This window comes from Roseibium sp. RP-7 (assembly GCF_053005225.1).
Genome location: NZ_JBRKQA010000001.1, coordinates 1671102 through 1697088, shown reverse-complemented (window position 1 = coordinate 1697088; position 25987 = coordinate 1671102). Strand labels below are relative to the sequence as shown.

Genomic DNA, 25987 nt, shown 5'->3' with positions numbered 1-25987 from the left:
TCACTCCGCCGCTGCCACACTTTGCTGACGTTTGCGGGCCGGTTTCGGAGCCCCCACGCGCAGCCGCCTGTCTGCAATGGAGAACACCGCACCGAGGGACATGATCACACAGCCAATCCAGATCAGGGTGATCAGCGGCTTGAAATAGACGCGCACGTCGACAGCGCCATCGCCGCGCCCTTCACCGAGCGAGAGATAGACCTGCGAAAACCCTGTCGTATAGATACCGGCTTCCGTTGTCGGCATCTGGCGCGCCGTGTAAATGCGCTTGGAGGGGTCAAGCTCGGCCACCAGGGTTCCGCCCTGACGGATGGAGAAGTGCCCCACTTCTTCAGTGTAGTTCGGACCGCGGCGCGGTGCGGCGCCTTCGAAAGTCATCTGGTATCCGGCAAGTTCGACAACATCGCCCGGACGCATTGTGAGGACACGTTCTTCCTGAAACGCGGAAGCCGTGACAATACCGAGGACAGTAAGGCCGATGCCGAAATGGGCAGTGGCCGTTCCCCAGGCAGATCCTGGCAGGCCAACAAGACGGGCAAACCCGCGCTTGAAGCCTATTTCGAAGAATTTGACACGGGTCACGATTTCGGAAATTGCACCCGCCATGACCCAGACCGCCAGCCCAACACCAAGCGGCGCCAGCACCTTGTCCATGCCCCAGGCCCAGTAAGTGACCAGTGTCAGCAACAGGGCGAGACCGAAAGCCGCATAAAGCCGCTGGCAGGCCGCCCCAAGATCAGCCCGTTTCCAGGACAGGATCGGACCAAAAGGCACTGCCAGGAGCAGCGGCACCATCAGGGGACCGAACGTCAGGTTGAAGAACGGTGCACCGACTGAAATCTTCTCGCCAGTGACGGCATCAAGCACCAGCGGATAGAGCGTGCCGACAAAGACGGCTGCACAGGCAGCGGTCAGGAACAGGTTGTTCAGCACCAGACCGCCTTCCCGGCTGATGGGTGCGAACAGCCCCCCCTGTTTCAACATCGGTGCACGCCAGGCGTAAAGGCTGAGCGATCCGCCGATGAAGATGCACAGAAGGCCGAGAATGAAGACGCCGCGGGCCGGGTCGGTGGCAAACGCATGAACCGAAGTCAGGACGCCTGAACGCACCAGGAAGGTGCCGAGAAGCGACAGGGAAAAGGTGAAGATCGCCAGCAGTACCGTCCAGACCTTCAGCGCCTCGCGCTTTTCCATGACGATTGCCGAGTGCAGCAGAGCCGTGCCCGCAAGCCAGGGCATGAAGCTGGCATTTTCGACCGGGTCCCAGAACCACCAGCCACCCCAGCCAAGTTCGTAGTAGGCCCAGTAGGAGCCCATCGCGATGCCGAGCGTGAGAAAGCACCAGGCAAGCAGTGTCCAGGGCCGCACCCATCGTGCCCAGGCCGCATCGATACGGCCGAGGATAAGTGCAGCCACCGCAAAGGAGAAGGTGATGGAGAAGCCGACATACCCGACGTAAAGCAGAGGCGGGTGAATGGCGAGGCCGATGTCCTGCAGGATCGGGTTCAGGTCAGACCCTTCCAGCGGAGGATTTGCAATCCGGGTAAAAGGGTTGGACGTTGCCAGCAGGAACAGGACAAAACCTGCGGTAACCCAGCCCTGGACGGACAATGTCACCGCTCTCAAGTCGGCCGGCAGGTTGCCCCCGAAGACGCCAACAAGAGCCCCGAAGAAAACCAGGATCAGCACCCACAGAAGCATCGAGCCTTCGTGGTTTCCCCAAACGCCGGTGAACTTGTAGAGCAGGGGTTTTGCCGAATGGCTGTTCTCGACAACGTTCAGCACCGAGAAATCGGAATTGAGATAAGCACCCGTCAGCACCACAAAGGACAGAAGGACCAGGAGAAAGAGCATCACCGAAACCGGCGGTGCCACTGCCATCAGGCGTTCATCCTTCTGGAGCGCCCCCCAGATCGGCAGAACGGATTGGACAAGTGTCAGCGCGAAGGCCAGCACAAGTGCGTAGTGTCCGAATTCGACAATCATGTCCGTTCCTCTTCCTCACCGGCACTGCGAACAATCAGTTCGCGTTGCCCTCTTCACCTTGCCAGTGTCCCTGCGCCTTCAGCGCTTCGGCCACTTCCTTGGGAATGTAGTTCTCATCGTGCTTGGCCAGCACACTGTCCGCAACGAAAACTCCGTCCGAACCGACGATCCCCTCGGTCACCACGCCCTGCCCTTCCCGGAACAGATCCGGCAGGATGCCCTTATAGGTGACGGCAACCGTATTGGCCGTGTCGGTTACACGGAAGCTGACTTCGGCATTGTCGGAGCGCACGACCGAGCCTTCCTCGACCAGGCCACCGAGCCGGATCCGCTGCCCGGGCGCAACGCCGTTCTGGGTGATTTCGGTCGGGCTCTGGAAAAACACGATCTCGCTTCTCAGCGCGATCAGAATCAACGTCAGGGCAATGGCCAGAACCGCGCCAGCCGAACCGATAAGGGTCAATCGTCTTTGTTTGCGTGTCATCAGCGAAGCGTCCGATTTTCAATTCCCCGGCGCAACTGCGCCGCCTGCGGCAGGTCTGCCGCTCAACCGTCAGTTAGACCAAGCTGGCTGGCAGCGTCCTTGATCATGGACAAGTCCTCCGGCTTGTCCGCATATGCCGACAGCGCCTCCTCAAGAGCCTTTTCCGCATCCTGTTTCTTACCCAGAACCATATAGGCACGGATCAGCCGGTTCCACTCATCCACCGATCCACCTTCCGTGGACAGACGCTCGGCAAGGCCGGCAACCATGCCGGCGATCATGGCCTGACGGTCATCAGCGGCCATTTCGCTGGCGGCAGCAACCTCCTCCTGGGACGGTCCCGGCAAACTGTTGCCAACCGGTGCGCCACCTGTCAGCCGGGCCATTTCCTGACGCGCGGCCCCAACCCAGGCCTGGGTCTCATCAGCACCCTGAAGGAGAGCCTGCCAAGCGGCAATCGCGTCTTCCTTGCGGCCTTCCTGGCCAAGCGCCAGTGCGAGAAAGAATCGTGGCTTTACGGCTGCGGGTTCCAGCGACACGGCCTGCTCGAAAGCGGCGCGGGCATCGGCTGTAACCAGACCCTGGTTTGCAATCGTCAGGGCTTCACCCATATCGGTGAGCCAGGCCTGGTTCGGCCCGAGAATGCGGATTGCATTGGAATAGGCTTTCGCAGAAGCCTGAGGCTGACCGAGCGACAGGTAGACCGGAGCAATGACTGCCCAGCCTTGTCCATCTTCCGGATTTTCCGCCAGATGCCGTTCAACACGGGCAACAAGCAGATCGACGGATTGTTCTTCCGCCGGTGCGCTCAGACGGCTGAGCAACGGCTGGTCGGGAAGATCGGGAGAGCCAAGGACAAGGTAAAGTCCGAAAGCTGAGGCTGGCACCGCCAGCAGGGCCAGCCCCTGCGCAAGCTTGAAGCTTCCCCCCTTGGAGCCGTCCTGTTTTTTGCTGTCGCCCCTGTCGTGGGCTGCAAGCAGACGGCGCGCGATTTCCGTTCGCGCTGCCTCGGCTGCTTCGGCGTCAATCAGACCCCGTTCGAGTTCCGTCTCGATCGCCGCAAGCTGCTCGCGATAAACCGCTTCGTCCGCACGCGCCGGTGCATCCTCCTGATGGCGCCGTGTGCGCGATAGAGGAATAAGTACCGACAATGTCGCAACCCCGGTCAACAGGGCAATCAGGATCCAGAACACCATGGCCGCACTATAGACAATTCAATGCGGACAAAAGCAAGGTGGCTGGGATGTGACCGGCGGTCGCGGCGCAAACAAATCGGTGAATGAGGCCAGACCTTCAAGACCATTGCGGCAACCGGCTTTGCAATGCGCCGACTTCGAAGGCCTAGCGGGAACCGTCAGCGCCGGCCAAGCGCATTAGCGACCAGTTTGCGTTCCGGACTGGGGCCGGAACTGGCATCGGCCGCGTTCTTGCTCGCTTTTGCATAGGCGGATTGCCGGCTGCGGCGCAGCTGCGCGGCGTAATCCGTGCCGAAATAGATCTCCGACAGCATGATGGCGACGTCGGCTGCCGCAATCTGTGCCTCCAACGCAGGTCCCTTGGATTTGCCAAGATCGGTGATCAGAGAACGGGTCAGGATTTCAAGCGTCTGTTCGACTGCCTGGCGTGTACTTTTGCCGATCTCGTTGACGGCGAAGGTCTCGGAGGCGTTCCGAACCATAGCGACCACGCGCAACGTACGTACGGCGTCATCAATCGCGATCTGGTCGATCTGCAGCTTGCCGTCCTTGTCGAACTTCGGCACCTGCAGGGCGCGCCGCACACTGCTGTGGGCGCTGTTCAGTTCCCGGGTGACGACACTGGAGATGCTGCGTTTGGTTTCCGCCAGACGTTTGTGCCACCTGCCGGTGACCGACAGATCCATGTCACGTTCAACGCCGCGGACCAACAAGTGGTACTCCGACAGCGCCTGAGAAAAGGCCACCGGGTCCGGATTGTTGTTGCGATGTTCGAACGCCAGGATCTGCAGACGTTCGGCCTCGCTCATGACCACATCAACAAATGGTGCGAACTGCGAACGAGCAATCGCCTTGGGGTCAGGGTCGCCTGCCAGACGTCCGGCGAAGGCACACAAGGCCGAAGGCATGTCCGAGCGGTCCACCAGCGCGGCGGCGATCACCGGAACATGGTCGGGAAATCGTGCGGTGCATTTGTCGACGAGACGCAGCACCTCAGTATCCTGCTTCAACCGATGCTCGTTGATGCGATCCGGTATGTTCTGCAGGAACGGCACCAGCCAACGTTCTGCCGCAAAGATCTTCTGGATGTCCCTGACTTCGGAGATACCACGTTCGCCGCCAAGTTCGATTGCCATTCGGCGCTTGTCTTTGTCGGACGTTTCCGCGCGGCGCAGCATGTCGCCGATGGCGTCCACGGCACGCGAGCGCAGCGCCTGCACCAGGGCATCCACACGCTCACCACTAACGGCAGAATTTCCGGCCTGTTCCAGCACAAGGCGAATGTCGGCAGCCATGACATCACGACCGAGCCAGTTCCAGACACGGTCGAGAATGCCTCGCTGGATTCGGCCCTCCTGCCGCTGTGGCAGCATTTCGTTGATCAGAAAATCATCCAGCGGTGTGAAGAACATCCGCTGGATCTGATTGCGTCGCTGAGCGCCACCCGGCATGCTCGGTGCAACCGGCTGCGGTTTGCGAATGAGTGCCACGGCTGCGGCAAGAACGAGCTGGATATGCGGATCAGCGTGTTTTTGAACCTTGGCGCGTTCCAAATTGCGGACCAGAGCCTCAACCGCCTTGGGGCTCAGACTACGCAAGTAGGTTTTGATTTTGGTTTCAAGCTGGTCCGAATATGTCATTCACAGCGTCAACATCGCGATCCTAGTTACCGCGAGTTTAACGTTAGAAGACTTAAGCAAGTGTTGAGAATAAATACCGGGAACTTAAAGGGCTTCGGACAGCATCACCAGAACACTGTCTCCCTTTAAACCTTTTCCGCGCCGGCTGGTTCAGCCGATCACCTGCCAGGCACCCTGGTCGGTTTCACACGCCGTGCCGCGCGCCTGCAAGGTGCGGCCCTGGAGAACCATCTCGTGCGTAAACTCGCGGCAGCTGGTCTCGTTGACGAAATAGACCGGTCCGGGGCGGACTTGACCACTGCGGCCGGTACGCTCGTTCTGCCAGGCAACCGAAACCCCAAGGCCACGCGCGCGCAGGGCCCTGGTCTGGGCATCTTCGGCTGCCTTGCGGTCAGACGGTTCAAGCGCGTCCCCGAACTCGTTGTTCACCAGCACCGAAATGGCCGTATTCGCTTCCGAGCCGGAAACATTCGCATTCGGGTCACCGAAAAAGGACCCCCAAGTGTTGCTGTCTCTCGAACCGGACGTCATGGAGCAACCTGCCAAAGCAAAGGCAAGAGCAAGACACGAGGCACCGCGAAGACGCATTCTTGAAAGCTCCAAGTTCTTCGAATTTCAACCAGAAGCAGCTGAAATCCGATTGCTGACCATTTTCCAAAGGCTAGCGCAAAATGACTGCACTAGAAGGCGTGAAACCGGCGCAAACCGGTCGATGAATCAGTGTTATTTTCAATTTGTGGCCGAACTTGGCCACAACCGTGTCTTTGTTTCCGCTATTTGCATCACATCCTATCACAGTCCCGCAAGGGCGGCCCAAGCGAACGTTTGGTAAATCCCCTATTCCTTGCTGAGCGCCGGCAGCACCAGACGTGCCTTCAGGCCTCCGAGCGAGGAACTTTCAAGATCGAAGGTGCCACCGTAAAGGGCGGCGAGATCTGCCACGATCGACAGGCCAAGACCTGTTCCCGGCACGGTTTCATCCAGACGCCGACCACGCTTGATGGCTTCGGCGCGCTGTTCAGGCGTCAGTCCGGGCCCATCATCCTCGACCGTGATCGTGAACATGTCCCGGTTCGTGGCCGGATCGTTCAACGGCGCCACCTGCACCCGCACCTTCGAACCTGCCCATTTGCAGGCATTGTCGATCAGGTTGCCGCTCATTTCTTCCAGGTCCTGGCTTTCGCCTCGAAAGCGGATCTGACCGGACTGCGCGAAACCGACATCAACGCCTTTGTCCTGATAGATCTTGCCCATGGCCCGGATCAGACGGGCAAGAACCGGCTCGGTCTCGCATGAAACACCGATGACCCGCCGCTGCGCCGCCATGCGGGCCCGCTCCAGATGATGCTGGATCTGGGTCGACATGATCGATGCCTGTTCGGACACCTTGTCCGCCAAGGGGCCGCCGGACGCCCTTGCCTCGTTTGAAATGACCGACAGTGGGGTTTTCAGACCGTGCGCAAGGTTGCCGACGTGGGTGCGTGCGCGCTCGACGATTTCCTTGTTCGACACGATGAGCGCATTAAGTTCCACCGCCAGCGGCGCGATCTCGCGCGGCAGGGCCTCGTCAATGCGTTCGGCCTCGCCCTGTCGAACGGCCGAAAGCGACGCACGCAGGCGCGCAAGTGGCCGCAAGCCGAATTTCACCTGCAGGAAGATCGCCAGAATGAGCCCGAGCCCGACAATGCAAAGCGTGATGGCCACAAGCCGCGCGAACTCGAAGATATCCGCCCAGAACCCTGCCGTTGCAGCGCCGACGGCAATTACATAGGCCGCGTCTTCAACGGTAATTCTCTGCTGGAGTACGCGGATTTCATCACCGGTCGGCCCGACGATGAACCCGGCGTTGGCGTCGTCCTGCCCGATCGGCGGCGTGTTCAGCGGATCCCCCACCAGCGACTCCGATGCATAGAGGATCGACGGGCTGTCGGCGCGTCGAACCGTCCAGTACCAGCCGGACAGCGGCAGGGAGAACCGGGGATCGCCGCGGTAGGTCGGCGCAGTCAGGGTTGCAGTCGCCTGGTCAGCACTGGCATCTGCATTGGTTGCCAGCATTTCGGCAATCAGTGCCTTGATATGAACCTCGAGCTGGGCGTCAAACGCCCGTTCGCTCGCTCTTTCATAAAGGCTCACCAGGAACACCCCGGCGATGGCGAGCGCGATGGTGGACCATACAGCCGCCACGAACACCAGACGTGCGGCAAGCGACCGCTGAGGCCGGTTCACGGGCCGGCCGTCCCCGTTGGCAGAGGTCTCAGGTGTCACTCGCCGCTCCCAGGCGGTATCCGAGCCCTCGGATGGTTTCGATCATGTCCGAACCGATTTTCTTGCGCAGACGGCCGACGAAGACTTCCACCGTGTTGGAATCACGATCGAAATCCTGATCGTAGAGATGTTCGGTCAATTCGGTCCGGGAGATCACCTTGCCCTGGTGATGCAGCAGATAGGACAACAGCCGGTATTCATGCGAAGTCAGCTTGACCGCGCTGCCGTCCACGGTTACCCGGCCGGATCTCAGATCCAGCCGCACCGCACCGCAAGTGAGTTCGTTGGAGGCATGCCCGGCAGCCCGGCGCACAAGCGCACGCACACGGGCAAGCACTTCCTCCATGTGGAAAGGCTTTGCGACATAATCATCGGCACCGGCGTCGATCCCCGCAACCTTGTCCGACCAGCGATCGCGCGCTGTCAGGATGAGAACCGGCATGGTGCGCCCGTCGCGGCGCCAGTTTTCCAGAACGGACAGTCCGTCGAGGGACGGCAGGCCGAGGTCAAGCACCACGGCGTCATATGGCTCGGTGTCGCCGAGAAAATGCCCGTCCTCGCCGTCCGTCGCACTGTCGACCACATAGCCGGCCTCTTCCAGGGCGGCCACCAGCTGGCGGTTCAGATCGGTATCGTCTTCGACAACAAGAATGCGCATGAAATTCAACTTTATGACTGATGGAGTCGGAACCAGATCAACCAACCGAAAGCCGGCAGGAAGATGTCGCTTCTAGCAATTACCTGTTGGCGTTGACTGTGACAGTTGTCACCTTGCCACCCTTTAGGACCGATAACAGATAGACGTATCCCCCACCCTGCTGGCAAAGCTGGGCCTTGACGATTTCACCGCCTGCCTGTCCTGCAACCGCCCCAAGCGGGGCGGCCTTGCCGCTGGCCACGGCTTCACGGGCCTGCGACTGGGACAAACAAGCGGCTTGCGCCGGCGCAATGACGGCGAATGTCAGGATCAAAAGGGCAAATATCTGTTTCACGTGTCCGATTCCGGTCTGCTCACGAGGTCATGCGCAAGGTGTAATCAATTTCACCTGAACGCAAGCTGAACCGGTTGTTTGGATTTCTTCAGCAGCCCTTCTTGCGGCGGCGTCCTTCCGCCGCCTTGTCAGCCCAGCGCCACTTCGTCCGTCTGCAGGTCGTCGTAACGGCCCTTGAACTGCTCGAACACCTGCAGCGTCCGCCGGGCGATCCCTGTCCAGCCGAACACGCGGCGTGCGAAGCGAGCGCCTTCCACCGAGAGGGTTTCGCGCATCCAGGAGTATTGCATCGGCATGTTCAACATGGCCGCAAACTCTTCTGGTCGCTTGGGATCGGCCACCAACGCATGTCGGCCAAATTCGATCTGGTCGAAAAGGCCGCCGTGAATCGTCACCACAGTCGGCGTTCCGCAGGCCATCGCTTCCACGGCGGTCATGCCGAAAGGCTCATAGCGGGAGGGAAGTGCGAAGATGCCCGGACCACGATAGAAATCGGCCAGATCTTCATCCGCGACATACCCACGCCAGCTGATGGCATCGGACACGCCCAAGGAAGAAGCGACTTCCTTCCATTGCGCGAGCAGCGCCTTGTCGCTGTCCGAATTGGCACCGGCTGCAAGCACAAGGCGTGCGTCGGGCTGCAGTTTCAGGAGGCTCGGCAAGGCTTCGATGATCAGGTCATAGCCTTTGTTTTCCGCTGCCCTGCCGACGACGTAGATATCCGTTTCCTTGAAATCGTGCTTCCGGCGCGCTTCCGCGACAACATCCGGTGTTGCGGGCGTAAACCGGCCTTCGTCGATGCCCGGCGGGATCATGGTGATATGCTCGCGCGGCAGCTGGTATTGCTCGACGATCAGGTCCGTTTGCTGCTCGGTCGTCGCGATGATGTGGTCGCAGTTGCGGTAAAGAACGAATTCCTTCTGGATACGCTCCTTGAAGCGGTACCCGGCCATCTCTTCTTCACCCGCTCCCACCATGTCGTGTTCTTTCCACCAGCCAAGGGAGTGCGGCGTGTGGATGTGCGGAACCTGCAGCTCCTCGGCGATTTTCTGGCCGGCGACGCCTGCATCCCAGTAATGAGAGTTGATCACGTCATAATGCAACTTGCGATGACGGATCATCGCCAGCGCATTGGTGACGAAGTCACCGTACCAGTCGTGCATGTCCTCCTTCCGGATGAAATCGGATCCTCCGAAAGGAACGCGCACGACGCGCAGGTTTTCATTGATGATATCCTCGGCCGGCTGGTCTTCGAACTGGCGCGTCATGACATCGACCCTGTAGCCGAGCCGCGCGAACCGTTTTGCCAGCTCCAGTACGAAGACCACCTGGCCGCCCGTATCCGGTTTACCCAGTTCCGGCGATCCGGCCACGTAACCGTGCAGCGAGATCATCAGAAGGGAACCGATATTGTGCTTGTTCATGTGTCGTTACCTTGTTCGTGTGTCTTGATCTCCATCTACCCAGGCGTTCTTTTGCTCTTTTTGCTCATCGGCCCGCCGACGTTGCAGCAGGCAGCAGCCTCTCGAAAGGCCGGATCAGACTGCCGATTGCGGCAGCAGGCCCATTACCGTCAGCCCTTCCAGCACGCCGGCCGCATGGTGGGCGGATGCCAGATAGGTCTTGTGCCGCGGCAGGGTTGATAGAAGTTCCTGGCGGGCATTGCCGACCGCGATTGCCTTGCCCGCTGCTTCGAACAGCGCAAGGTCGTTACCGGAATCACCGGCAGCGATCGTTCGCTCCATCGGAATGCCAAGATGGCTTGCCAGATGGCGCATGGCAGTGTCCTTGCCTGCGCCGGGGGCGAGAATGTCCAGATCACTGGTCCCTGAATAGATGTGCCTGAACGGGATGCTCTCGTCCCGGAGTGCGGCAAGAATCGCGTCCACGCCGTCTTTACCCGGAACGGCGAAGCTCGCCTTTCCGTCCGTCTGGAACTTGTCGTCGTGCGCATCATACCCCAGTTTCCGGACGATTTTGCGAACTTCCTCGTCAGGCCAGTCGATAAACCGGCTTTGCCAGCTTTCCAGAAAGAAACGGTCCAGACGGATTTCGGTTCCCAAACCGGTGATAATCGCGTCCGGTTCGAAGCCTTCGGGGAAGTAATCGGCAAGGGTCTGGTCGACACTGGCGGCCGGTCGGCTGGAGTTTAGAGCCAGTTTCAGGTGCGACTTGGCGTTCTTCAACTGATGCCAAAGTCGCTCCAGATCGGTCTGGTTACCGGTCAGGGTGTCATCGATGTCGCTGACCAGAAGCCAGGTATCACTCTTGCCCGTCTCGCCGGTCACCGGCCCTCCCCTTCCTGATCGGGCGCCCTGTGCGTGACGGAATATGCCGGTTCGACCGTGTGCTCCGTTACCGGACGGCTCAGTGTTTCGACAACAAGGTCCTTCAGGCAGACGGCCGCGCTTTCGGTGTAGAAGCCGATACCGCCTTCGATGAAACTGTCGTCAACCAGCGACAGCACCACATAGCCGTCGATGGAAAACTCGAAGTATAGGCCGTGCGCCACAACCTCGATCTGCCAAGGGCCATGATCGCTGCCCCTGAAATGCGCTTCCTGAAGCGGCTCGTACCGGAAGGCATGTTCGAATTCAGGTGTCGGGTTTGCCCCCCAAGCCCGCATCTGGGCAATGCCGTTGACGAGATCCAGAGACAGGTAATAACCGTCACCCTCGTCGTTCATCCTCAGCACAAGACCGGTTTTGCCCAGTCCCTCCAGCATCAGCTGTGCCTTGAGGCGGAAATCCTCATGCTTGCCCGGCAGCATGAAAGCTTCGTACCCGCTCTTGCAGCTCAGATGCAGCCCGTCCGGCCGATCAATCGCCGACGCGTATGTGTTGGAATACAGTGCCTTGCACTGGTAGGACGCAGTCACGACCTGGCGATGCGTCACCAGATCGTTGAAGTCCGAATTCGATTTCAGCTTGAGCCTGCCGGCACTGTCCGTCACCAGTTCCTTCGGCGGCGGCAACAGCTTCTTCACGACCTCGCGCCCGTAGACGTACTCCGTCTTGGAAAAGAAATTGAACAGAAGCAACCGGTCGTTGGTCCGGCAAATACGGCCTGCATAATTGCCCGTCGGCAGGATCACATTGTCGAAGAAGTTCTGGTATGGCCCCTCAATCGTCTCCGCGTACCAGTAGTGGATCTTGGTGTCTTCGCGGATCGATCCCATCAGGTAATAGCGGCCGTCGAGACGAAACAGGTTCGGCACTTCGACGTCGTCATAAAGGCCAGGCCGATAAAGAGGTGGCTCGAACGTGAATTTGTCCGGTTTGGTCTCGCGTGCGAGCCCGACGCAGCCGCGCCGTATGACCGGCCCTTCCTTGACACGGGCAGAGGCCAGCAGCAGGCGTTCGCCTGTGTCTTCGTCGACATAGAAGAACGGATCGCGGAAACTGACCCACTTCCGGCCTTCGTCTACAGTGCTCTCGTAAAGCGGGCCCGGCACCTGCAGGGGATAATTGCCGTGATTGCAGCGTTCCCAGGTATAGAGATCCTTGGACCGTGCCAGCCCGACCCGCTGCACCCTGCCATATTCCGCCCGCGCAAGGCCGGTGTAGAACATGCGCCACTCGCCCTGCCGGTCCGGATCGGGCGTCACATGCATCGTCCAGAGCATGTCATCATCCCATTCGCCCGGTTCACCGACGAAAAGTGCATTCTTGACCCGGCGCCATGTCATGCCGTCCGTGCTGACGGCGTGCGCGATGAAATCGTGATTGGGCAGCACCAGATGGAACAGATGATAGATGCCGTCGTGATAAACGACATCGACGTCGCCAATGTCCGACCGCAGAAATCCATGGGATGCATACATGCCCTAACCCTGCCCAGATGTTTCAGCAGGATCAAGAGCCTAAGCCAAAAAATTTGCAGTGCAACATGGCTCGGACGAACAATATCACCCCTTTGCGCATCCTGCCTGATGACTGGCGGCATTTCCGGAACGATTTGCGGTATGGAACAGAAACAGCCGGATCCCGCCCTTTCAGTTGGCCCGCTGCGCTCGGCTCTATGCCTAGAATATGATCGTTTCTGAGCCAAAAGCGCGTCGTAAAAGCATTCCTTTGCCGCCCCTATCCTCTAGAATGGGTTCATGACGGACTGCTGTTGGATCTCACATACCGACTGCCACCGCGGACAAAGCGCGGCGCGCAAGACTTTGCGTCAGGTCATCGGTCTCTTTTCTTTCCTTGCTGCTCCTGCCAGGTCCTGCAGCCGCGTGTTCCCTGTCGCTGGTTCTGGCGATGGACGGTTCGGCCAGCGTCGATGCGCGCGAACACACCTTGCAGCTCAACGGACTGGCAGATGCCTTGAGAGACCCGGACGTCGTTCAGGCAATAGAGGCCGTTGGCGGGATCTGGGTTACAAGTTTCGAATGGAGCGGCCGGTACCAGCAATTGCTCCAGCTTGGGTGGAGCCATCTTTCCGATGCGCAAAGCGCTGCGAATGCGGCCGAAACCCTGCGACGCTCACCACGAGGCTACACCGAATTTCCAACCGCCCTCGGTTATGCACTCGGCCATGCGGCAACCCTGATGCGCAAGGCACCCGCGCCTTGTGTTCGTAAGGTCATAGATGTAGCCGGTGATGGCATCAACAACGACGGTTTCGGCCCGGAAAGCGCCTACAGGGCCTTCGATTTCCAGGACATTACGGTCAACGGTCTGGTGATTTCAGGCGCCGATGAAGCTCCGGTGCGCTACTACCGGACCCATGTGATCAGGGGGCCGGGTGCCTTTGTCGAGGTTGCAGCCAGCTATGACGACTACGCCGAGGCAATGAAGCGCAAACTGCTGCGGGAAATCTTCGGCAGCGGCTACGCTTCCCTGCGCTGAAATCAGCTTCAGGCTTGCCGGCGCTCCGCCCGGGCCAAAAGAGCCGCTTCGAAATCCGCTGCCGGCATTCTGTCCTGCAGAGCCCTTAGGAAAAGCTGCTTCTGTGTCTCGGGCGCCAACCCGCCTACAGGCGGATCCCGGTCCAGATTGGTCGGGAAGGAATATCCTTCCGCACACGCGGAAACAGCCGCCTCCAGTCTGGCACCTGACATTGTTTCCTGTCCGGTTTTCGCCAGGAGCACGGGATAGAGCGCCCGGCACATGGCATCCCGGTCCACACTTTCCATGGCGCGTCCGAAGGCCGAGGACACCTGAAGCAGGTTTGCCATGCGCTGGATATCGACACTGGAGTTGTCACCGGCGGCGTGGAACAGTGCCGGGTTGAAGAACACCGCATCGCCCTTGCGCAATGGCATCTGCACGTAATTCTGTTCAAAAAACTCCTTGAATGCCTCCAGCCGGTAGGCAGCGTAGCCCGGACGATAAAGCTGTGAAAACGGCAAGAGCTTCGTGGGACCGCTTTCAATCGGCATGTCTGTATGCGCGACCGCCCCTTGCAGGGTCATGACCTGTGACAGGTCGTGCACATGGGCCGGATAACGTGCGCAGTCTTCTGCTGACTGGAAACCAAGGTGGTAATCCCGATGGGCCTGCTGCGCCTTGCCGCCCGGACGTACAAGATTCACCTGGGCTGTCATCTGGTAGTTTGGTCCGAGCCAGGCTTCACAGACGGCATCAATGGCAGGATTGGCAAAATAGTCCGCGAAGACATCGGGGGCTTCCAGACAGAGTTTCTGCAGTGAGTTCCAGATCCGGTCGTTTGCGCCGGCAGCTGCAAAATGATCTGCACCGCCGCCTGAAGCAGCTTTCTCCTCGGCGATGATCCGGTTGTAGACCTGCGTTGCCCGGTCTATCGGGGTGACATCCTTATATGCCTCCTCCAGCACCAGCACACCCGAGTGCAGCCGCATAACCTGCGCCCACTCCGCCATCAACCGGCTACGGCTTTCGCTACCTGCGAGTACGGTCTCCAGATCGGCAACCCGGTAGACGGGAATACCGGCAACCACCTTGTAGGCGTGCGGCACGATACCGGCGTCCAGTTTTTGCGACACGAGTTGCCTGAAGTCCTCGACATCGCAACTGGTGGCGTTGAAATACGCCAGATGATCGACCCGTTTGTCCATGATCCCCTCCCAGGTTTTGTTGGCTGCAATGCTATCAGGATCGGTCTTGATCGGATCGGCATTTTCCATCAAGAATCCATCAAATGACCCATCGCTTCCCGATCAAGGAAATCGCCCTTCAGGCAGGCCTCAGCACTGCCACGGTTGACCGCGTGATGAACGGGCGAGCACATGTCAGCCCGCAGACCCGTCGCAGTGTTGAGGATGCGATTACAGAACTGGAACAGCAGGAAGGTCAGCTGGCTGCCAGGGGGCGGCGGCTTTTCTTCGATGTGGTTATGGAAGCGCCGAACAGGTTCAGCAGAGAAGTGCGTCTCGCCTGTGAAAGCGTGCTGACAGATCTGCATCCGATCGCGATCCGCCCCAGGTTCACTTTCACCGAAACCATGTCGGCAGCCGAATGCAGCGCGATTCTGCAGCGGATCGCAAAGCGAGGCAGCCAGGGCATCTGCCTCAAGGTGCGCGATACAGAGGAAGTCCGGCATCTGATCGCAGGACTGGCAGACCGCAGAATCCCTGTCGTCACCGTCTTTACCGACCTTCCCGCATCCCGGCGGCTTGCCTATGTTGGCCTGGATAATCGCAGCGCCGGCAAAACCGCAGCCTATCTCATGCACAAGCTCCTGCCGGCGAACGGAACGGTTCTGACGACGCTCAGCCAGCACACCTTTCAGGGCGAGGAGGAGCGCTACGAGGGTTTCAGGCAGGAACTGGATCGTCTGCGCCCGGAATGCAGATTGGTGGATGCCAGCGGCGGCGGCGGCCTCAATCCCGAAACACGGCGGGAGGTTGCCGAGAAGCTGGGCTCCTCTCCACCGATTTCCGGCGTCTATTCCATGGGAGGCGGCAACAGGGCTATTTTGCAGGCCTTGTCCGAGGTGGGCCAGATGCCAAGGGTCTATGTCGCGCACGATCTGGACAAGGACAATCTCGAGCTTCTCCGGCAGGAGCAGCTGACGCTGGTGCTTCATCACGACCTGCAGTCAGACATGCACACGGCGTTTCGTCATCTCCTGGCATACCACGGCATCGGCACGTCTCCCTCCGGCGAAACGAGCGATGTTCAGGTGGTCACCCCCTTGAACATTCCTTCCAGGTTCAATGAACCAGCCTGACCTGGCAGTGCTGATCTCCACAGCCAAAGCCTGCCGTTCATCAGAAAACGCGCCAACAGCACACTGCCAGCAGTTGATCAACCGTGTTTCAGCTCTGTGCCAACTGCGCGTTCGACAAAAGCCAACATGGATTGCCTGAGCTGTTTTCTGGTCGAAACATCTCTGGAAACGGCATTCTGGCCACTGCGTTCGATCAAACCAAGAACCAGTTCGGCCGACGTGGCAGGGTTTTCTTCAAACGTTGGCAGGCAGTTGGCAACAGCTTGAACGAGCCGAGCCCGGGTTTGTTCGAAAAGGCCGCCGATCTCGGGATTTCTGAAGGCCTCGGCAACGATTTCCGCGCTCAACGCGGCATGTGCCGGCGACGAACAGAGATCGAAATACTCCGCCCCAAATTCCAGCAGTCTTTCCATCCGATTTTTTGACGTGTCTTCAAGCCGCCTCAGCAAGGGATCAAGTTCGACAGTTTCCAGTTCCGAGATGGCTGCGATGATCTCGTTCTTGCCCTTGAAGTGATTATAGAGATTGCTGAGGCTGATCCCCGCCTTGCCCGCGATGTCGCGCATGCCGGTCTGGTGAAACCCCTTTTCGATGAAAAGACCCGCAGCCGTTTCGACGATCATCTGCCGACGCTTGGCGGATTTTTCCAGACGGCTGGTGGATTGCGGCCTGGTTTCGGCCATCGGGAATCTCCTGTGCGACGCTACGAAGAAAGACCGTAGCCCGACTTCTTCTTCCGCGCTGTTCATTTCAGGTTCGTTGCCGTCTTGCAATCCTGGACGGCGCACCCAATTAAAGAACGAACGTTCGTTCTTTGTGAGGTGTCATGTATTCTGATCTGGAACTTCGCCTTCAGGAGGCGGCTGGAGTCTTCAACGGTATTGAAATCCTGGCGCTGGTCTTTCTTCTTGTTTTGGCTTCCGAAACCGTGTGGGACCGGTTTGCCGGCTACCGTCAATCGCTATCGGAAACCGGCGCAAATCTGATTATCGGCCTTGTCTACGGTCTGTTGGAACGAACCGCATACGGGCTGATCGTCGTGATTGCCGTTTTCCTTGCAGAACCGTTCGCGCTTTGGGACCTGCCCATGAACGGCTTGACGTGGGTACTTGCGATCGTGGTCGCTGATCTGACGTACTACTGGATGCATCGCTGCGAGCATCGGGTACGGCTATTCTGGACCTATCACAGCGTTCATCATTCCTCGCCTGAGTTCAACTTCACGACGGCTCTGCGTCTGGCCTGGACCGAAGCGCTGTTCGAATGGATGTTTTTCATTCCCATGGTGATTGTCGGCTTCGACCCTGTGCAGGTGATCGCAGGACTTGCCGTCGTGGTGGCCTATCAATCGTGGATCCATACCGAAAAGGTCAGACGGCTCGGGTGGCTTGAGAGCATTCTGAACACACCGTCGCATCATCGCGTGCACCACGGCAGCAATCCGGAGTATCTCGACAAGAACTATGGCGGCATCCTGATCGTCTGGGACCGGCTCTTTGGAACCTACACACCCGAGCGTGCCAAGGTTGTCTACGGGATCACCGATCCGCTCAACACATCCAATCCGATCACCATCAACTTTCGAGACTTCATTCGTCTTGGCTCAGATGCGCTCAAAGCCCCTTCCTTCGCCCAGGCTCTGAAGATGCTCATGAAACCTCCCGGCTGGACACCGACGCGCGATACGGCTCTTCCCGCGGACCAGTCCGACACTCAAACGCAGTCGCCCGCAGGTTCCAGCCAAGGGGAACACCACGATGAACATTGATCTGCTTCTGGCGACTTTTGCGGGCTATCTGGCGGTCTTCGGACTGAGCGACCGGCCACAGGACCCGAAGGTCCGCGACTACCCCATTGAAACCGTCCGCATCAGAACTGCGTCCGGCACCGCCGTTCTGGATGCCGAGCTGACCTTGCCAAAAGGGAGGGCGCGCGTCCCTGCGGTGGTGCTCATCACTGGTTCTGGCCCACAGGACAAGAATGAAGAAATTGCGGGCCACAAACCTTTTCTCGTGCTTTCAGATCACCTGACGAAATCCGGCTATGCCGTGCTGCGTTACGACGACCGCGGCGTGGGCCGGAGCACGGGAGACTTTGCGACAGCAACCCCGCAGGATCTAGCGAGCGACGCAGCCGCCGCGCTTGCCTATGTGAAGTCTCATCCGCGTGTTCTTTCCGAAAAAACCGGATACATCGGCCACTCGGAAGGCGGCTATCTCGCGCCGATCGCGCAGCAGATCGAACCGGCCGCCTTTCATGTTTATCTTGCGGGCCCTGCCCTGCCGCTTGTTCCCGATGTCATGCGCACTCAGGTTCAGGATATCGGGCGTGCGGAAGGCCTGTCCGATGAAGTCATTGCCGGACAGAGCCGCGCGGTGAATGAGATCAGCTCCGCTCTTTTGAAATCCGGAACACCGGCAGAATTACGCGAGGACATCACGAAGGCCTTGAAGAACTCGGGGGCGAGCGGTTCCCAGATCAGGCAAAACCTGGCTGTCTGGGCGACACCCTGGGCCTCCGCCTACGCACGGCACGATCCGGTTGAACAGCTGGCAGGCCTGACCATTCCGGTGCTGGCCCTTTTCGGTGAGCACGACTTGCAGGTTTCCGCCAGCGAGAATTCACCTGTCATGCGAAGAGCCCTCACCCACCCGCTCTCGGATGTCAGAACGCTGCCTGGCCTCAATCACCTGTTCCAACCAACGCGCACCGGACGTATCAACGAGTATGTCCGGATAGCAACGACCATCGATCCAACCGCATTGCAGGCGATTGCGACATGGCTCGATATGATCGTGCGGGTGCCATAAAACGCGGGAACGGTACCCTGCTCCTGCGGCCAGGCCGTCACCCCCCGGTGTTGCCGTAGTTTTCCGCCTCCATGCCCCGGTAGAAATCCTTCAGCGTCTTGCCGGGTTCCGGATCAAACCTGTCTCCCGTCTCCCGCATCTCGGAAATCCGGTCCAGACGGAACATGCGGAAGTCCTGGCGCAATTCGCACCAGGCAACCAGTGTCCAGACCTTGCCCCAGAACCACAGACCAAGAGGGCGGATCGTACGATCGGTCGGCTCACCCTTGCTGTCGCAATACGCCACGAACAAGCGCCTGCGGCCATCGGCAGCCGCTTCCAGAAAATCGATATGAGCCCGGATTTGCGGTGTCATCTCTGGCGCGAACGCGTGGATCTCGACTTCGTTCTGACGCACCCGCATCTTTTCCGGCAGGACAGCGTCGATCTTGATCATCGCCTCTTCGGCGGCCCGAGCCATGGCGGCCCCGCCCCAGGCACGGATCAGACGCGCACCGGCGAGTAGAGCAACAATTTCATCCCGGGTGAACATGAGTGGTGGCAGTTCATAGCCATCGCGCATGATGTAGCCGACACCAGCCGCACCTTCGATCGGCACGCCGGATGCCTGCAAGTCGGCAACATCGCGATAGATGGTGCGTTCGGATACTTCCAGCCATTCGGACAGCTGACGTGCCCGCACGAGCCGGCCGCCGCGCAGATATTGCACGATCTGGAAAAGGCGGTCGGCGCGTCTCATGATGCCGGCCCCTTGCGAAGCCGACATCCTGTCAGTCTCAAATCAGCGTGCGAACATGCCGATGGAATTTCCGTCCGGGTCGATGCCATAGGCAAAGCGCCCCGCCGGAATGGCAGCCGGATCGGAAATGATCTCTCCCCCCTTGGCAGCGAACCGTTCCATCGTTTCTTCCAGGGTGTCCGGGCAGGCGAGATGAATGGTTGGTCCGGTTCCGTTCTGCGCGGGTTTTCCCGGGTAAAGGTGACCTGCAATCCCACCCTGCTCCTTGGTCGGAAAGATTGCGATCTCATTTGGTCCCATGTCGATGACACGTCTAAGCTCCGTTTTGAAAACGTCGTTATAAAAGCTGACCGCCTTGTCCAGATCGGAGACGGGAATCTCCATCCAGACGTTGAAGTGATCGGGTGCAAAAGTCATGGAAAGTCTCCTCAGGCGCTGTGATGAGGATCACCTTATCAAACCTCTCCTGACAGCATTCTGTCAGGAGAGAGTGACAAACATATATGACGCAAGGGCAAGTAAACACCTGCAAATTTCGTCTCACAGATGAATTTGGAAAAGAGGCTGATGACAATTTGCCGGCAACACGCCCTCACAGCTAAACTGCATGGGCCGGGACGCAGACCAAGGCGGTGTGACAACCGGAAGGAGAGGTTATGAAACGCTGGCAGATGATCCTTTTCAGTCTCTTGTTTCTGCTGACAAACTTCACGCCTGCCTTCGCGCATTTTTCGGAAGGTACCAAGGTGCGCACGCTTCTGGTCTCGCGTGAAGCTGATACGCTGACTGTTTATGTGCGGGTGCCCGCTCCGCTTGTCTTCTCGGATCTCGTCGGTCGCTCGCAGGTCGAACAGGTACCACTGGTCTCGCCGTTTCTTCGCCTGGAGCAAAACCCGGACGGTGAGCGCTACCGGGTTGATCTCGGCGCGATCGACAGCAATCGATCTGCCTTTGAAGACCGGTTGCGCAACGCCCTCGTCTTTTCGCAGGCGGGCCTTGCCCTGCCGGTGGAGATCATCGGGTTTACGGTTCACGCCAGTCGACCTGACAAGGACATCGACACAGCTGTTGCCGCCCAATCCGCGTTGAGCGAAGCTTTCCCGAATGAAAACCCGCTCTTTGGTACGGCAGTCATCGATTACGCGCTCAGGCTGGAAAGCAGCGATCCGACCGGTGTCCTTCAGGTGCAGTCCGGGTACGCTCCCCTGATCCCGGGGCCCGGCATAGCCATCGACAACCACCTGGTCGATGCCCGCAACACCCCTCCGGTTTCAACCACGGCTCCCGGGCAACTGGAAGAACCTGCGCGGTTCGACGGATCCCGGCTCAGCACTTTTCTGCATTTCATCCACCAAGGCACCCTGCACATTCTGGAGGGCCTCGATCACGTCTTTCTGGTAATCGCGCTGGCTCTGGGCGTCGGGGCAACGCGGAGACTGATTTACCTCGTCACCGCCTTCACGATCGGGCACTCAGTCACGCTGATTGCCACCTTCCTCGGGGCAACACCTTCCTGGCCATGGTTCATCCCGCTGGTGGAGACGGCCATTGCCGCTTCCGTTCTTTATGCGGCCATCGCGGCAATGGTCCGGAAGTCGGGCTCGGTGCTCGTCTTCGCCGCGATCGGCCTGTTGCACGGCCTCGGCTTTTCCTTCGTTCTTGCGGACATTCTCGGCCGGGGCGCACCGGATCTCATACCCGCGCTGCTGGCATTCAACATCGGCATCGAATTTGGCCAGCTCATCATTCTCGCCGTGACGCTCTCCATCGTCCTGTTTCTGCGAAAGACAGCTGAACCCGCCCTGCAACCCTTGCGGCTCGGCGCGCTGTCGGGGATTGCGATCCTGTCTGCCTGGTGGGTCATCGAGCGCCTGCCCGGATTGCTGACTTCGGCCTGACTTGAGGACGCCTCATGGCCATTTCAGGCAAAAAACACCCTAAAAAGACATAAAAAGCCGATTAATCTGCCGGGTTAAGCGCCGTTAATTCTAACAATTGACTTGTTCTTAATCCCGACTGTGCAACTTGGGCGGAATAATAATTGGCAATGAAATGGCTCGTCACGGTACCTCGCCCAATACCCGACCACTATTAAAAGGCTCTCTTGCAGGCCTCGCGACGGTTGCCGTCATGTTGCTTATAGCCTGGGCCGGTGTCGCCTATGACGGGCAAAGCGAACTGCAGAAACAGACGGCAGACCTTCTTGGCATCTGGCAGTCCAACATAGACCGTGGAAACAAGCTCTACGGAGCCCTGGAAAGACTTCCCGAAGACGATTGCAGCGACGCGCATCTGAAAACGCTGAACACGCTCGTCTACAACGACAATCACATTACCAATATCTGGTTTTTTCCGAACGGTGACACGAACGCCGCCTGCTCTTCGAGCTTCGGGCGTTTCGAACCTGCCCACGATTTCGGCCCGCCTGAAAAGGCGCAACTGTTCCGCGATGGCAGGGAGACCTGGTACAGGGTGCCCTTCGACAAGGCCGAGGGTGTCGACAGCGTTACAGTGATCAAGAAGGGCCGCTACGGCGTTTCATTCTACCAGACCGGCAACCTGGCAACGGCCGCCGACGACATGTTCTATGTGTCGAGTGTTCAAGACCCTTACACGGTTCTGTTCCACGCCAATGGAAACGCGGGCCTTCTGAAGCAATACCGCGACAACTACGGCCCGATGTTCGGCAACGTCTATGCACAGGCCTGCGGCGAAGGCGATGTCAGGCTGTGTTACCTGACCATGATCCCTGCCAGCCGGATCGTTCAGCAAAATATCGGCCTGCTCGCGATTTTTGCAGTCTTCGGCATCGTCACCGGCGCGCTCGTTTTCCTGAGGGTGAAACGGATCGTGCGTGACCGCCACAGCCCGGCCGGGCGGATCCGTCACGCGATCGCCAACGGCGGCAAAGGCTTCGAGCCGCACTACCAGCCCATCCTGTCGCTCGACACGATGAAATGCGAAGGCTGTGAGGTTCTGGCCCGGTTCGAAGATGCCCAGGGCAAGCTTTTCCCGGATGAATTCGTAAACATAATCCAGCAGGAGAACCTGACCTGGGAGTTTACCGAGATCATCATCGCCAAGGCACTTCGCGACTTGAAACCGCTGCTTGCGGGACGGCCGGGTTTCAAGGTGTCCGTCAATTTCTTCCAGGCAGATCTGGAAGACGAACAGATCCAGTCCGTTATTCAGTCGCCGGTTTTTGCAATGGCGACAGAAGCCGGTCTTTCCCTGTGCTGCGAGATCCTGGAAACCGGGATCCGGTCCGGTACCAGCATTGCAAAATCGCTGGAATACCTGCGCAGCATCGGCTGCCTGATCGCAATTGACGACTTCGGCACCGGCTATTCCAACCTTGCCCAGATCAAGGCGCTCAAGCCCGATCTCGTGAAGATCGACAAGATGTTCGTCGATGATCTCGGCAGCACCACCGACACGGCCCGCGGTGCCTTTGTTCAGGCAATCCTCGGCATTGCTTCGGCACATGGGATGAAAGTCTGTGCGGAGGGTGTCGAGACGATGGACCAGCTCGCGTCCCTCAGGAACCGAGATGTGGACTACGCCCAAGGCTATTTCTTTGCCAAACCGATGCCCATCCGGGACTTCTCCCTCTACCTTCTGGAACAGACCTTGAAGGAAAAGATGCCGACGAGCGGACGCTTGGCAAAGCTCAAACCCGTCAGCGGCTGACGCTCTTTCCAGCGCCGATCGCCTGCTTCTCCAGGCTTCCAGCCTCGCAGTTGCGAGCAAACCGGCGCCACCACAAAAACTCCGATGCAATTTCGAGCACGATTGATCTGTCTCAAGGTGAATTGAACAGGTTGGCGGCACCTTGTGGTTCTTACAAGGAGGCAAGAATGAGCCACGTGCCACACGAGTTACATGAAGAATTTCCGGAAGCCGCAGACACTTTGCATGCGTTGAAAACAAGTGATGCCCATTTTGCCCGGCTGGCGGATGAATATCACACCGTCAATCGCGAAGTGCACCGCATCGAGACAGATGTGGAACCGGCATCCGACGATGTCCTGGAAGACCTGAAAAAGAAGAGACTAAATCTGAAAGACCAGATTGCTGCCATCCTGGCGGCAACGGCTAACACCGTGTCCTGAGCCCCTCCTTTTCAGGCCGGTGTTAAAGCCCGCGCCGTCCCCGTCCGACGGCGCGGGCCACCACATGCAGCTCTCCAGGACAAGGTCCTGGCCCACCAGGAGCGCAGTGGAGCACATTTCCGGTTTTGGCGACCTTGTCGCCCACACGGTCAGCATATCGACAAAGAGTTGAAAAAAGAAGGCGCCGCAGCTTTTCGTAAAAGCCCGGCGCCAGTCTGGGGAGGAACGACCCTCATCGTTCACCCTACGATGTGGGTCTTCCCGCAAATAGTTGCAAGGCAAGCCTGTGTGAGGCTTGCGTGATCCGGAACCAGCGCTCCCCGACACAGCTTGACCCGCACGCGGGGCTGTTATCTTCTGGGGCGAGTTCATTTCGGATCAGACCATGACCCTTGTTCGCCTCTGCCTGCTTCTGCCCCTCTTATTCTCGTCAACAGCATTTGCCGCCGATCATTGCATAGATGTTCAGGCGAAACGCGGCTGGCAGCAACTGTCCCTGCCCGGCGGCAAGATCACCGGCGTGCAGTATTCCGGCGGCTGGAGCGTGATTGCCGGCATGTACAAGGCCGTCGGCCCGCGTGGCTATACGGGCGAAGACGCCCGCCGGCTAGGCCCGCTCTATGGCTACAAGTTTGACCAATCCTACGCTTTCGGCGAGATGCTTGTGCGAGATCAGGCGGGCCGCATTGTTCCGTTCGCGGAGTTTGCCGCGCTCGCCGTCAACTCGCGCGATCCGGCCGGTGTTTATGCCTTCCGCATCAACGACAAGGATATCGCGCTGCCGGACAATGCCGGTTCCATTCGCGTCTGTATTTCAATGCGCTGACCCTCTCAACAGACCCGCCTCCCCTTCCCCTGCCCTGAACGGATCTCCCCCCATGACCCAGAAAACCATCCTCATCACCGGTGCTGCCCGGGGAATCGGCCTTGCGACGGCAAAGCTCATGCTGAGCCGCGGCTGGCAGGTTGCCATGCTTGACCGGGATGTCGATGAACTCGCGATTGCGTCCGAAGGTCTGGCAGGTGCCGTTCCGTTTATTTGTGACGTTTCCATCGCAGAGCAGGTCGAGGCAACCATCCCTGCCATCTTGCAGAAATTCGGCCAGCTGGATGCCGTCGTGAACAATGCCGGCGTCGCCGAATTCGGCCCGATAGAGGAGACGGATTTTGCCATGTGGCGGCGGGTCATGGAGACCAATCTGGACGGCGTGTTTCTGGTTTCTCAAGCTGTCGTTCCCGCTTTGAAGAAAACCCGTGGCGCCATCGTCAACATCGCCTCCATTTCCGGCCTGCGCGCGTCAACGTTGCGGGTTGCCTATGGAACCTCCAAGGCCGCCGTCATCCAGCTCACCAAACAACAGGCAGCGGAACTTGGCGAATACGGCATTCGTGCCAACTGTGTCTGCCCGGGTCCCGTGCGTACCAAGCTGGCGATGGCAGTGCACAGCCAGGACATCATCGATGCCTATCACGACGCGATCCCGCTCAACCGCTATGGCTCGGAAACGGAAATTGGCGAAGTAATCGCCTTTTTATGCTCCGAGCAGGCGAGTTACGTCACCGGGCAGGTGATTGCTTCCGATGGTGGTTTTGAAAGCACCGGGGTTGGCCTTCCGGCACTTCGCAAGTAAGTGAGCGTCACTCGACTTTCAGGAAGACACAACGCTGCATAACGGGCCGGTTTGCGGACTTGCGGGAACAATCTTCTTTCCGGAATGCGCCCTCAGGCCGGTATTTGTCCATGACCGCGTCCAGGCGATCATTGGTGATGGTGGCGTTGGCCCTTTGCAGGCACGGCAGCAGCAGCGCCTTGTTCGCCCGTTGCTGGGCACCGCTGGGATATTTACCCGGCTCCGGATGGACGGGTTTGAAACACTCGATGAAGACCGCCTCCTCGATACCGAGGTCTGCCGCGATCCTGTCGGTCGGGCGGTTCGGGTCGTTATCGGCAAGGGCGGGACCAGCCAGGAACAGTGCGGCAAGGAAAAGGGTGGTGCGCATCTGACTATCTCCCTGAAACTCAACCGGCTTCCGGTTTTCTGAGACGGATTTCCGGATCATGCAACCACTCTACCGGCTTCAATTTTTCAGGATGTGATAGTCGTCACAAATTTTCCGAAAGCGCCTTTTTTCTCAATCACGGTCATCGATCGCGCAGTCAAAACATCCGATTAGCTGTCAGGCAGAAAATGAGCGGCGATCTGACGCTGATGGGCTCGGGTCCGATGTTCGAACAGATAAATTCCCTGCCAGGTTCCGAGCGCCATGCGCCCTGCCGAGACGGGAATGGAAAGCGAAACCGGCATCATCGCCGCCTTGATGTGGGCAGGCATATCGTCCGGTCCCTCCAGGGTATGCACCAGATAATTCATGGAAGGATGATCTGCGGGCGGAACCAGACGTTCGAAAAACGCTTTCAGATCGCGCTGCACATCCGGATCCGCATTTTCCTGAATCAGCAGCGAACACGAAGTGTGGCGGACAAACAGTGTGAGCAAGCCATCTTTCGCACCTGTTTCTGCAAGCCATTCAGCCACCGACGAGGTGAATTCGTAAAGGCCCTGCCCGCGGGTGCCAATTGCGAATCTGGTTTGCATCGATTCCTCCGAGGACCTTT

General features: G+C 58.9%; 26 protein-coding genes. 9 read left to right on the top strand and 17 right to left on the bottom strand.

The genetic code is table 11. The features are described 5' to 3' along the window. The 11 genes from ACVDG9_RS07710 to ACVDG9_RS07660 all read right to left on the bottom strand — a co-directional run bounded on the left by ACVDG9_RS07710 (position 1) and on the right by ACVDG9_RS07660 (position 12386). The gene (locus ACVDG9_RS07710; RefSeq protein WP_022997829.1) at positions 1–1986 is read right to left on the bottom strand and encodes a heme lyase CcmF/NrfE family subunit; all 1986 of its coding nucleotides are present in this window, start codon (positions 1984–1986) and stop codon (positions 1–3) included. A 34-nt stretch (positions 1987–2020) separates the two neighbouring features. Then, on the bottom strand, positions 2021–2470 hold the full coding sequence (ccmE, locus tag ACVDG9_RS07705) for a cytochrome c maturation protein CcmE (RefSeq protein ID WP_023014602.1): 450 nt from the start codon (positions 2468–2470) through the stop codon (positions 2021–2023). A 62-nt stretch (positions 2471–2532) separates the two neighbouring features. After that, on the bottom strand, positions 2533–3666 hold the full coding sequence (gene ccmI, locus ACVDG9_RS07700) for a c-type cytochrome biogenesis protein CcmI (RefSeq protein WP_447237666.1): 1134 nt from the start codon (positions 3664–3666) through the stop codon (positions 2533–2535). Positions 3667–3824: 158 nt separating this feature from the next. After that, on the bottom strand, positions 3825–5306 hold the full coding sequence (locus ACVDG9_RS07695) for a hypothetical protein (RefSeq protein ID WP_022997832.1): 1482 nt from the start codon (positions 5304–5306) through the stop codon (positions 3825–3827). Between the two features lie 150 nt (positions 5307–5456). Continuing rightward, complete coding sequence (locus ACVDG9_RS07690; RefSeq protein WP_022997833.1) at positions 5457–5894, bottom strand: RT0821/Lpp0805 family surface protein; 438 nt, start codon at positions 5892–5894, stop codon at positions 5457–5459. 249 nt (positions 5895–6143) lie between these two features. After that, complete coding sequence (locus ACVDG9_RS07685; protein ID WP_228869082.1) at positions 6144–7571, bottom strand: ATP-binding protein; 1428 nt, start codon at positions 7569–7571, stop codon at positions 6144–6146. Beyond that, positions 7561–8229, bottom strand: coding sequence for a response regulator (locus ACVDG9_RS07680; protein WP_022997835.1), 669 nt, complete (start codon positions 8227–8229; stop codon positions 7561–7563). Before ACVDG9_RS07680 ends, ACVDG9_RS07685 begins: the two co-directional genes overlap by 11 nt. 79 nt (positions 8230–8308) lie before the next feature. Beyond that, positions 8309–8563 (bottom strand): PepSY domain-containing protein, encoded by a 255-nt coding sequence (locus ACVDG9_RS07675; protein ID WP_022997836.1) that lies wholly within the window; start codon positions 8561–8563, stop codon positions 8309–8311. 128 nt (positions 8564–8691) lie between these two features. Further along, complete coding sequence (locus ACVDG9_RS07670; protein ID WP_055658693.1) at positions 8692–9987, bottom strand: glycosyltransferase; 1296 nt, start codon at positions 9985–9987, stop codon at positions 8692–8694. Positions 9988–10101: 114 nt separating this feature from the next. Further along, complete coding sequence (locus ACVDG9_RS07665) at positions 10102–10851, bottom strand: HAD-IIB family hydrolase (protein ID WP_447237665.1); 750 nt, start codon at positions 10849–10851, stop codon at positions 10102–10104. After that, complete coding sequence (locus tag ACVDG9_RS07660; RefSeq protein WP_077290397.1) at positions 10848–12386, bottom strand: glycoside hydrolase family protein; 1539 nt, start codon at positions 12384–12386, stop codon at positions 10848–10850. The genes ACVDG9_RS07665 and ACVDG9_RS07660 overlap by 4 nt, the downstream gene beginning before the upstream one ends. Before the next feature lie 376 nt (positions 12387–12762). Here ACVDG9_RS07660 and ACVDG9_RS07655 point away from each other — a divergent pair, with 376 nt between their 5' ends. Continuing rightward, complete coding sequence (locus ACVDG9_RS07655; protein WP_447237664.1) at positions 12763–13407, top strand: DUF1194 domain-containing protein; 645 nt, start codon at positions 12763–12765, stop codon at positions 13405–13407. 8 nt (positions 13408–13415) lie between these two features. Here the strand turns inward: ACVDG9_RS07655 and ACVDG9_RS07650 are convergent, their stop codons facing one another. Continuing rightward, positions 13416–14594: a phytanoyl-CoA dioxygenase family protein gene (locus ACVDG9_RS07650; RefSeq protein ID WP_447238294.1), complete on the bottom strand. Its 1179-nt coding sequence runs from the start codon at positions 14592–14594 to the stop codon at positions 13416–13418. An 83-nt stretch (positions 14595–14677) separates the two neighbouring features. Between ACVDG9_RS07650 and ACVDG9_RS07645 the strand changes: the two genes are divergently transcribed. Then, on the top strand, positions 14678–15709 hold the full coding sequence (locus ACVDG9_RS07645) for a LacI family DNA-binding transcriptional regulator (RefSeq protein WP_447237663.1): 1032 nt from the start codon (positions 14678–14680) through the stop codon (positions 15707–15709). A gap of 77 nt (positions 15710–15786) precedes the next feature. On the opposite strand, the gene ACVDG9_RS07640 is transcribed toward ACVDG9_RS07645, so the two are convergent. Next, on the bottom strand, positions 15787–16392 hold the full coding sequence (locus tag ACVDG9_RS07640) for a TetR/AcrR family transcriptional regulator (RefSeq protein WP_209168765.1): 606 nt from the start codon (positions 16390–16392) through the stop codon (positions 15787–15789). 143 nt (positions 16393–16535) lie between these two features. Here ACVDG9_RS07640 and ACVDG9_RS07635 point away from each other — a divergent pair, with 143 nt between their 5' ends. Then, complete coding sequence (locus ACVDG9_RS07635; RefSeq protein WP_447237662.1) at positions 16536–17477, top strand: sterol desaturase family protein; 942 nt, start codon at positions 16536–16538, stop codon at positions 17475–17477. Beyond that, positions 17467–18519 (top strand): alpha/beta hydrolase family protein, encoded by a 1053-nt coding sequence (locus tag ACVDG9_RS07630; RefSeq protein ID WP_447237661.1) that lies wholly within the window; start codon positions 17467–17469, stop codon positions 18517–18519. Before ACVDG9_RS07635 ends, ACVDG9_RS07630 begins: the two co-directional genes overlap by 11 nt. A gap of 37 nt (positions 18520–18556) precedes the next feature. Here ACVDG9_RS07630 and ACVDG9_RS07625 read toward each other — a convergent pair whose 3' ends face one another. Together ACVDG9_RS07625 and ACVDG9_RS07620 are read right to left on the bottom strand one after the other, a co-directional pair. Next, a complete protein-coding gene (locus ACVDG9_RS07625) occupies positions 18557–19258 on the bottom strand; it encodes a helix-turn-helix transcriptional regulator (RefSeq protein WP_031268126.1) in 702 nt (233 codons plus the stop codon). A gap of 42 nt (positions 19259–19300) precedes the next feature. Continuing rightward, positions 19301–19675: a VOC family protein gene (locus ACVDG9_RS07620; RefSeq protein WP_022997847.1), complete on the bottom strand. Its 375-nt coding sequence runs from the start codon at positions 19673–19675 to the stop codon at positions 19301–19303. A 239-nt stretch (positions 19676–19914) separates the two neighbouring features. On the opposite strand from ACVDG9_RS07620, the gene ACVDG9_RS07615 reads away from it, so the two are divergent. The 5 genes from ACVDG9_RS07615 (at position 19915) to ACVDG9_RS07595 (ending at position 25001) form a co-directional block, all read left to right on the top strand. Then, positions 19915–21156: a HupE/UreJ family protein gene (locus tag ACVDG9_RS07615; RefSeq protein WP_447237660.1), complete on the top strand. Its 1242-nt coding sequence runs from the start codon at positions 19915–19917 to the stop codon at positions 21154–21156. A gap of 232 nt (positions 21157–21388) precedes the next feature. Continuing rightward, positions 21389–22948 carry an EAL domain-containing protein gene (locus ACVDG9_RS07610; RefSeq protein WP_296598852.1) on the top strand — a complete coding sequence of 520 codons (1560 nt, stop codon included), beginning with the start codon at positions 21389–21391 and terminating at the stop codon, positions 22946–22948. Positions 22949–23115: 167 nt separating this feature from the next. Further along, the gene (locus ACVDG9_RS07605) at positions 23116–23370 is read left to right on the top strand and encodes an HP1242/YdcH family protein (protein ID WP_031268132.1); all 255 of its coding nucleotides are present in this window, start codon (positions 23116–23118) and stop codon (positions 23368–23370) included. A 385-nt stretch (positions 23371–23755) separates the two neighbouring features. After that, the gene (locus ACVDG9_RS07600; protein ID WP_296598855.1) at positions 23756–24196 is read left to right on the top strand and encodes a hypothetical protein; all 441 of its coding nucleotides are present in this window, start codon (positions 23756–23758) and stop codon (positions 24194–24196) included. 52 nt (positions 24197–24248) lie between these two features. Beyond that, positions 24249–25001, top strand: coding sequence for an SDR family NAD(P)-dependent oxidoreductase (locus ACVDG9_RS07595; protein ID WP_062489479.1), 753 nt, complete (start codon positions 24249–24251; stop codon positions 24999–25001). 7 nt (positions 25002–25008) lie between these two features. On the opposite strand, the gene ACVDG9_RS07590 is transcribed toward ACVDG9_RS07595, so the two are convergent. Together ACVDG9_RS07590 and ACVDG9_RS07585 are read right to left on the bottom strand one after the other, a co-directional pair. Further along, positions 25009–25371, bottom strand: a complete 363-nt coding sequence (locus tag ACVDG9_RS07590) for a hypothetical protein (protein ID WP_447237659.1) — start codon at positions 25369–25371, stop codon at positions 25009–25011. A 170-nt stretch (positions 25372–25541) separates the two neighbouring features. Next, positions 25542–25967, bottom strand: a complete 426-nt coding sequence (locus ACVDG9_RS07585; RefSeq protein ID WP_077290405.1) for a secondary thiamine-phosphate synthase enzyme YjbQ — start codon at positions 25965–25967, stop codon at positions 25542–25544. Between the last annotated feature and the right edge of the window lie 20 nt (positions 25968–25987).

What these genes read in the sequence shown, in the direction of transcription:
- ACVDG9_RS07710 (WP_022997829.1), bottom strand. Translation starts at nt 1,986, where the DNA reads ATGATTGTCGAATTCGGACACTACGCACTTGTGCTGGCCTTCGCGCTG.
- ccmE (WP_023014602.1), bottom strand. Translation starts at nt 2,470, where the DNA reads ATGACACGCAAACAAAGACGATTGACCCTTATCGGTTCGGCTGGCGCG.
- ccmI (WP_447237666.1), bottom strand. Translation starts at nt 3,666, where the DNA reads ATGGTGTTCTGGATCCTGATTGCCCTGTTGACCGGGGTTGCGACATTG.
- ACVDG9_RS07695 (WP_022997832.1), bottom strand. Translation starts at nt 5,306, where the DNA reads ATGACATATTCGGACCAGCTTGAAACCAAAATCAAAACCTACTTGCGT.
- ACVDG9_RS07690 (WP_022997833.1), bottom strand. Translation starts at nt 5,894, where the DNA reads ATGCGTCTTCGCGGTGCCTCGTGTCTTGCTCTTGCCTTTGCTTTGGCA.
- ACVDG9_RS07680 (WP_022997835.1), bottom strand. Translation starts at nt 8,229, where the DNA reads ATGCGCATTCTTGTTGTCGAAGACGATACCGATCTGAACCGCCAGCTG.
- ACVDG9_RS07670 (WP_055658693.1), bottom strand. Translation starts at nt 9,987, where the DNA reads ATGAACAAGCACAATATCGGTTCCCTTCTGATGATCTCGCTGCACGGT.
- ACVDG9_RS07660 (WP_077290397.1), bottom strand. Translation starts at nt 12,386, where the DNA reads ATGTATGCATCCCATGGATTTCTGCGGTCGGACATTGGCGACGTCGAT.
- ACVDG9_RS07650 (WP_447238294.1), bottom strand. Translation starts at nt 14,594, where the DNA reads ATGGACAAACGGGTCGATCATCTGGCGTATTTCAACGCCACCAGTTGC.
- ACVDG9_RS07645 (WP_447237663.1), top strand. Translation starts at nt 14,678, where the DNA reads ATGACCCATCGCTTCCCGATCAAGGAAATCGCCCTTCAGGCAGGCCTC.
- ACVDG9_RS07640 (WP_209168765.1), bottom strand. Translation starts at nt 16,392, where the DNA reads ATGGCCGAAACCAGGCCGCAATCCACCAGCCGTCTGGAAAAATCCGCC.
- ACVDG9_RS07635 (WP_447237662.1), top strand. Translation starts at nt 16,536, where the DNA reads ATGTATTCTGATCTGGAACTTCGCCTTCAGGAGGCGGCTGGAGTCTTC.
- ACVDG9_RS07630 (WP_447237661.1), top strand. Translation starts at nt 17,467, where the DNA reads ATGAACATTGATCTGCTTCTGGCGACTTTTGCGGGCTATCTGGCGGTC.
- ACVDG9_RS07625 (WP_031268126.1), bottom strand. Translation starts at nt 19,258, where the DNA reads ATGAGACGCGCCGACCGCCTTTTCCAGATCGTGCAATATCTGCGCGGC.
- ACVDG9_RS07620 (WP_022997847.1), bottom strand. Translation starts at nt 19,675, where the DNA reads ATGACTTTTGCACCCGATCACTTCAACGTCTGGATGGAGATTCCCGTC.
- ACVDG9_RS07615 (WP_447237660.1), top strand. Translation starts at nt 19,915, where the DNA reads ATGAAACGCTGGCAGATGATCCTTTTCAGTCTCTTGTTTCTGCTGACA.
- ACVDG9_RS07610 (WP_296598852.1), top strand. Translation starts at nt 21,389, where the DNA reads ATGTTGCTTATAGCCTGGGCCGGTGTCGCCTATGACGGGCAAAGCGAA.
- ACVDG9_RS07605 (WP_031268132.1), top strand. Translation starts at nt 23,116, where the DNA reads ATGAGCCACGTGCCACACGAGTTACATGAAGAATTTCCGGAAGCCGCA.
- ACVDG9_RS07600 (WP_296598855.1), top strand. Translation starts at nt 23,756, where the DNA reads ATGACCCTTGTTCGCCTCTGCCTGCTTCTGCCCCTCTTATTCTCGTCA.
- ACVDG9_RS07595 (WP_062489479.1), top strand. Translation starts at nt 24,249, where the DNA reads ATGACCCAGAAAACCATCCTCATCACCGGTGCTGCCCGGGGAATCGGC.
- ACVDG9_RS07590 (WP_447237659.1), bottom strand. Translation starts at nt 25,371, where the DNA reads ATGCGCACCACCCTTTTCCTTGCCGCACTGTTCCTGGCTGGTCCCGCC.
- ACVDG9_RS07585 (WP_077290405.1), bottom strand. Translation starts at nt 25,967, where the DNA reads ATGCAAACCAGATTCGCAATTGGCACCCGCGGGCAGGGCCTTTACGAA.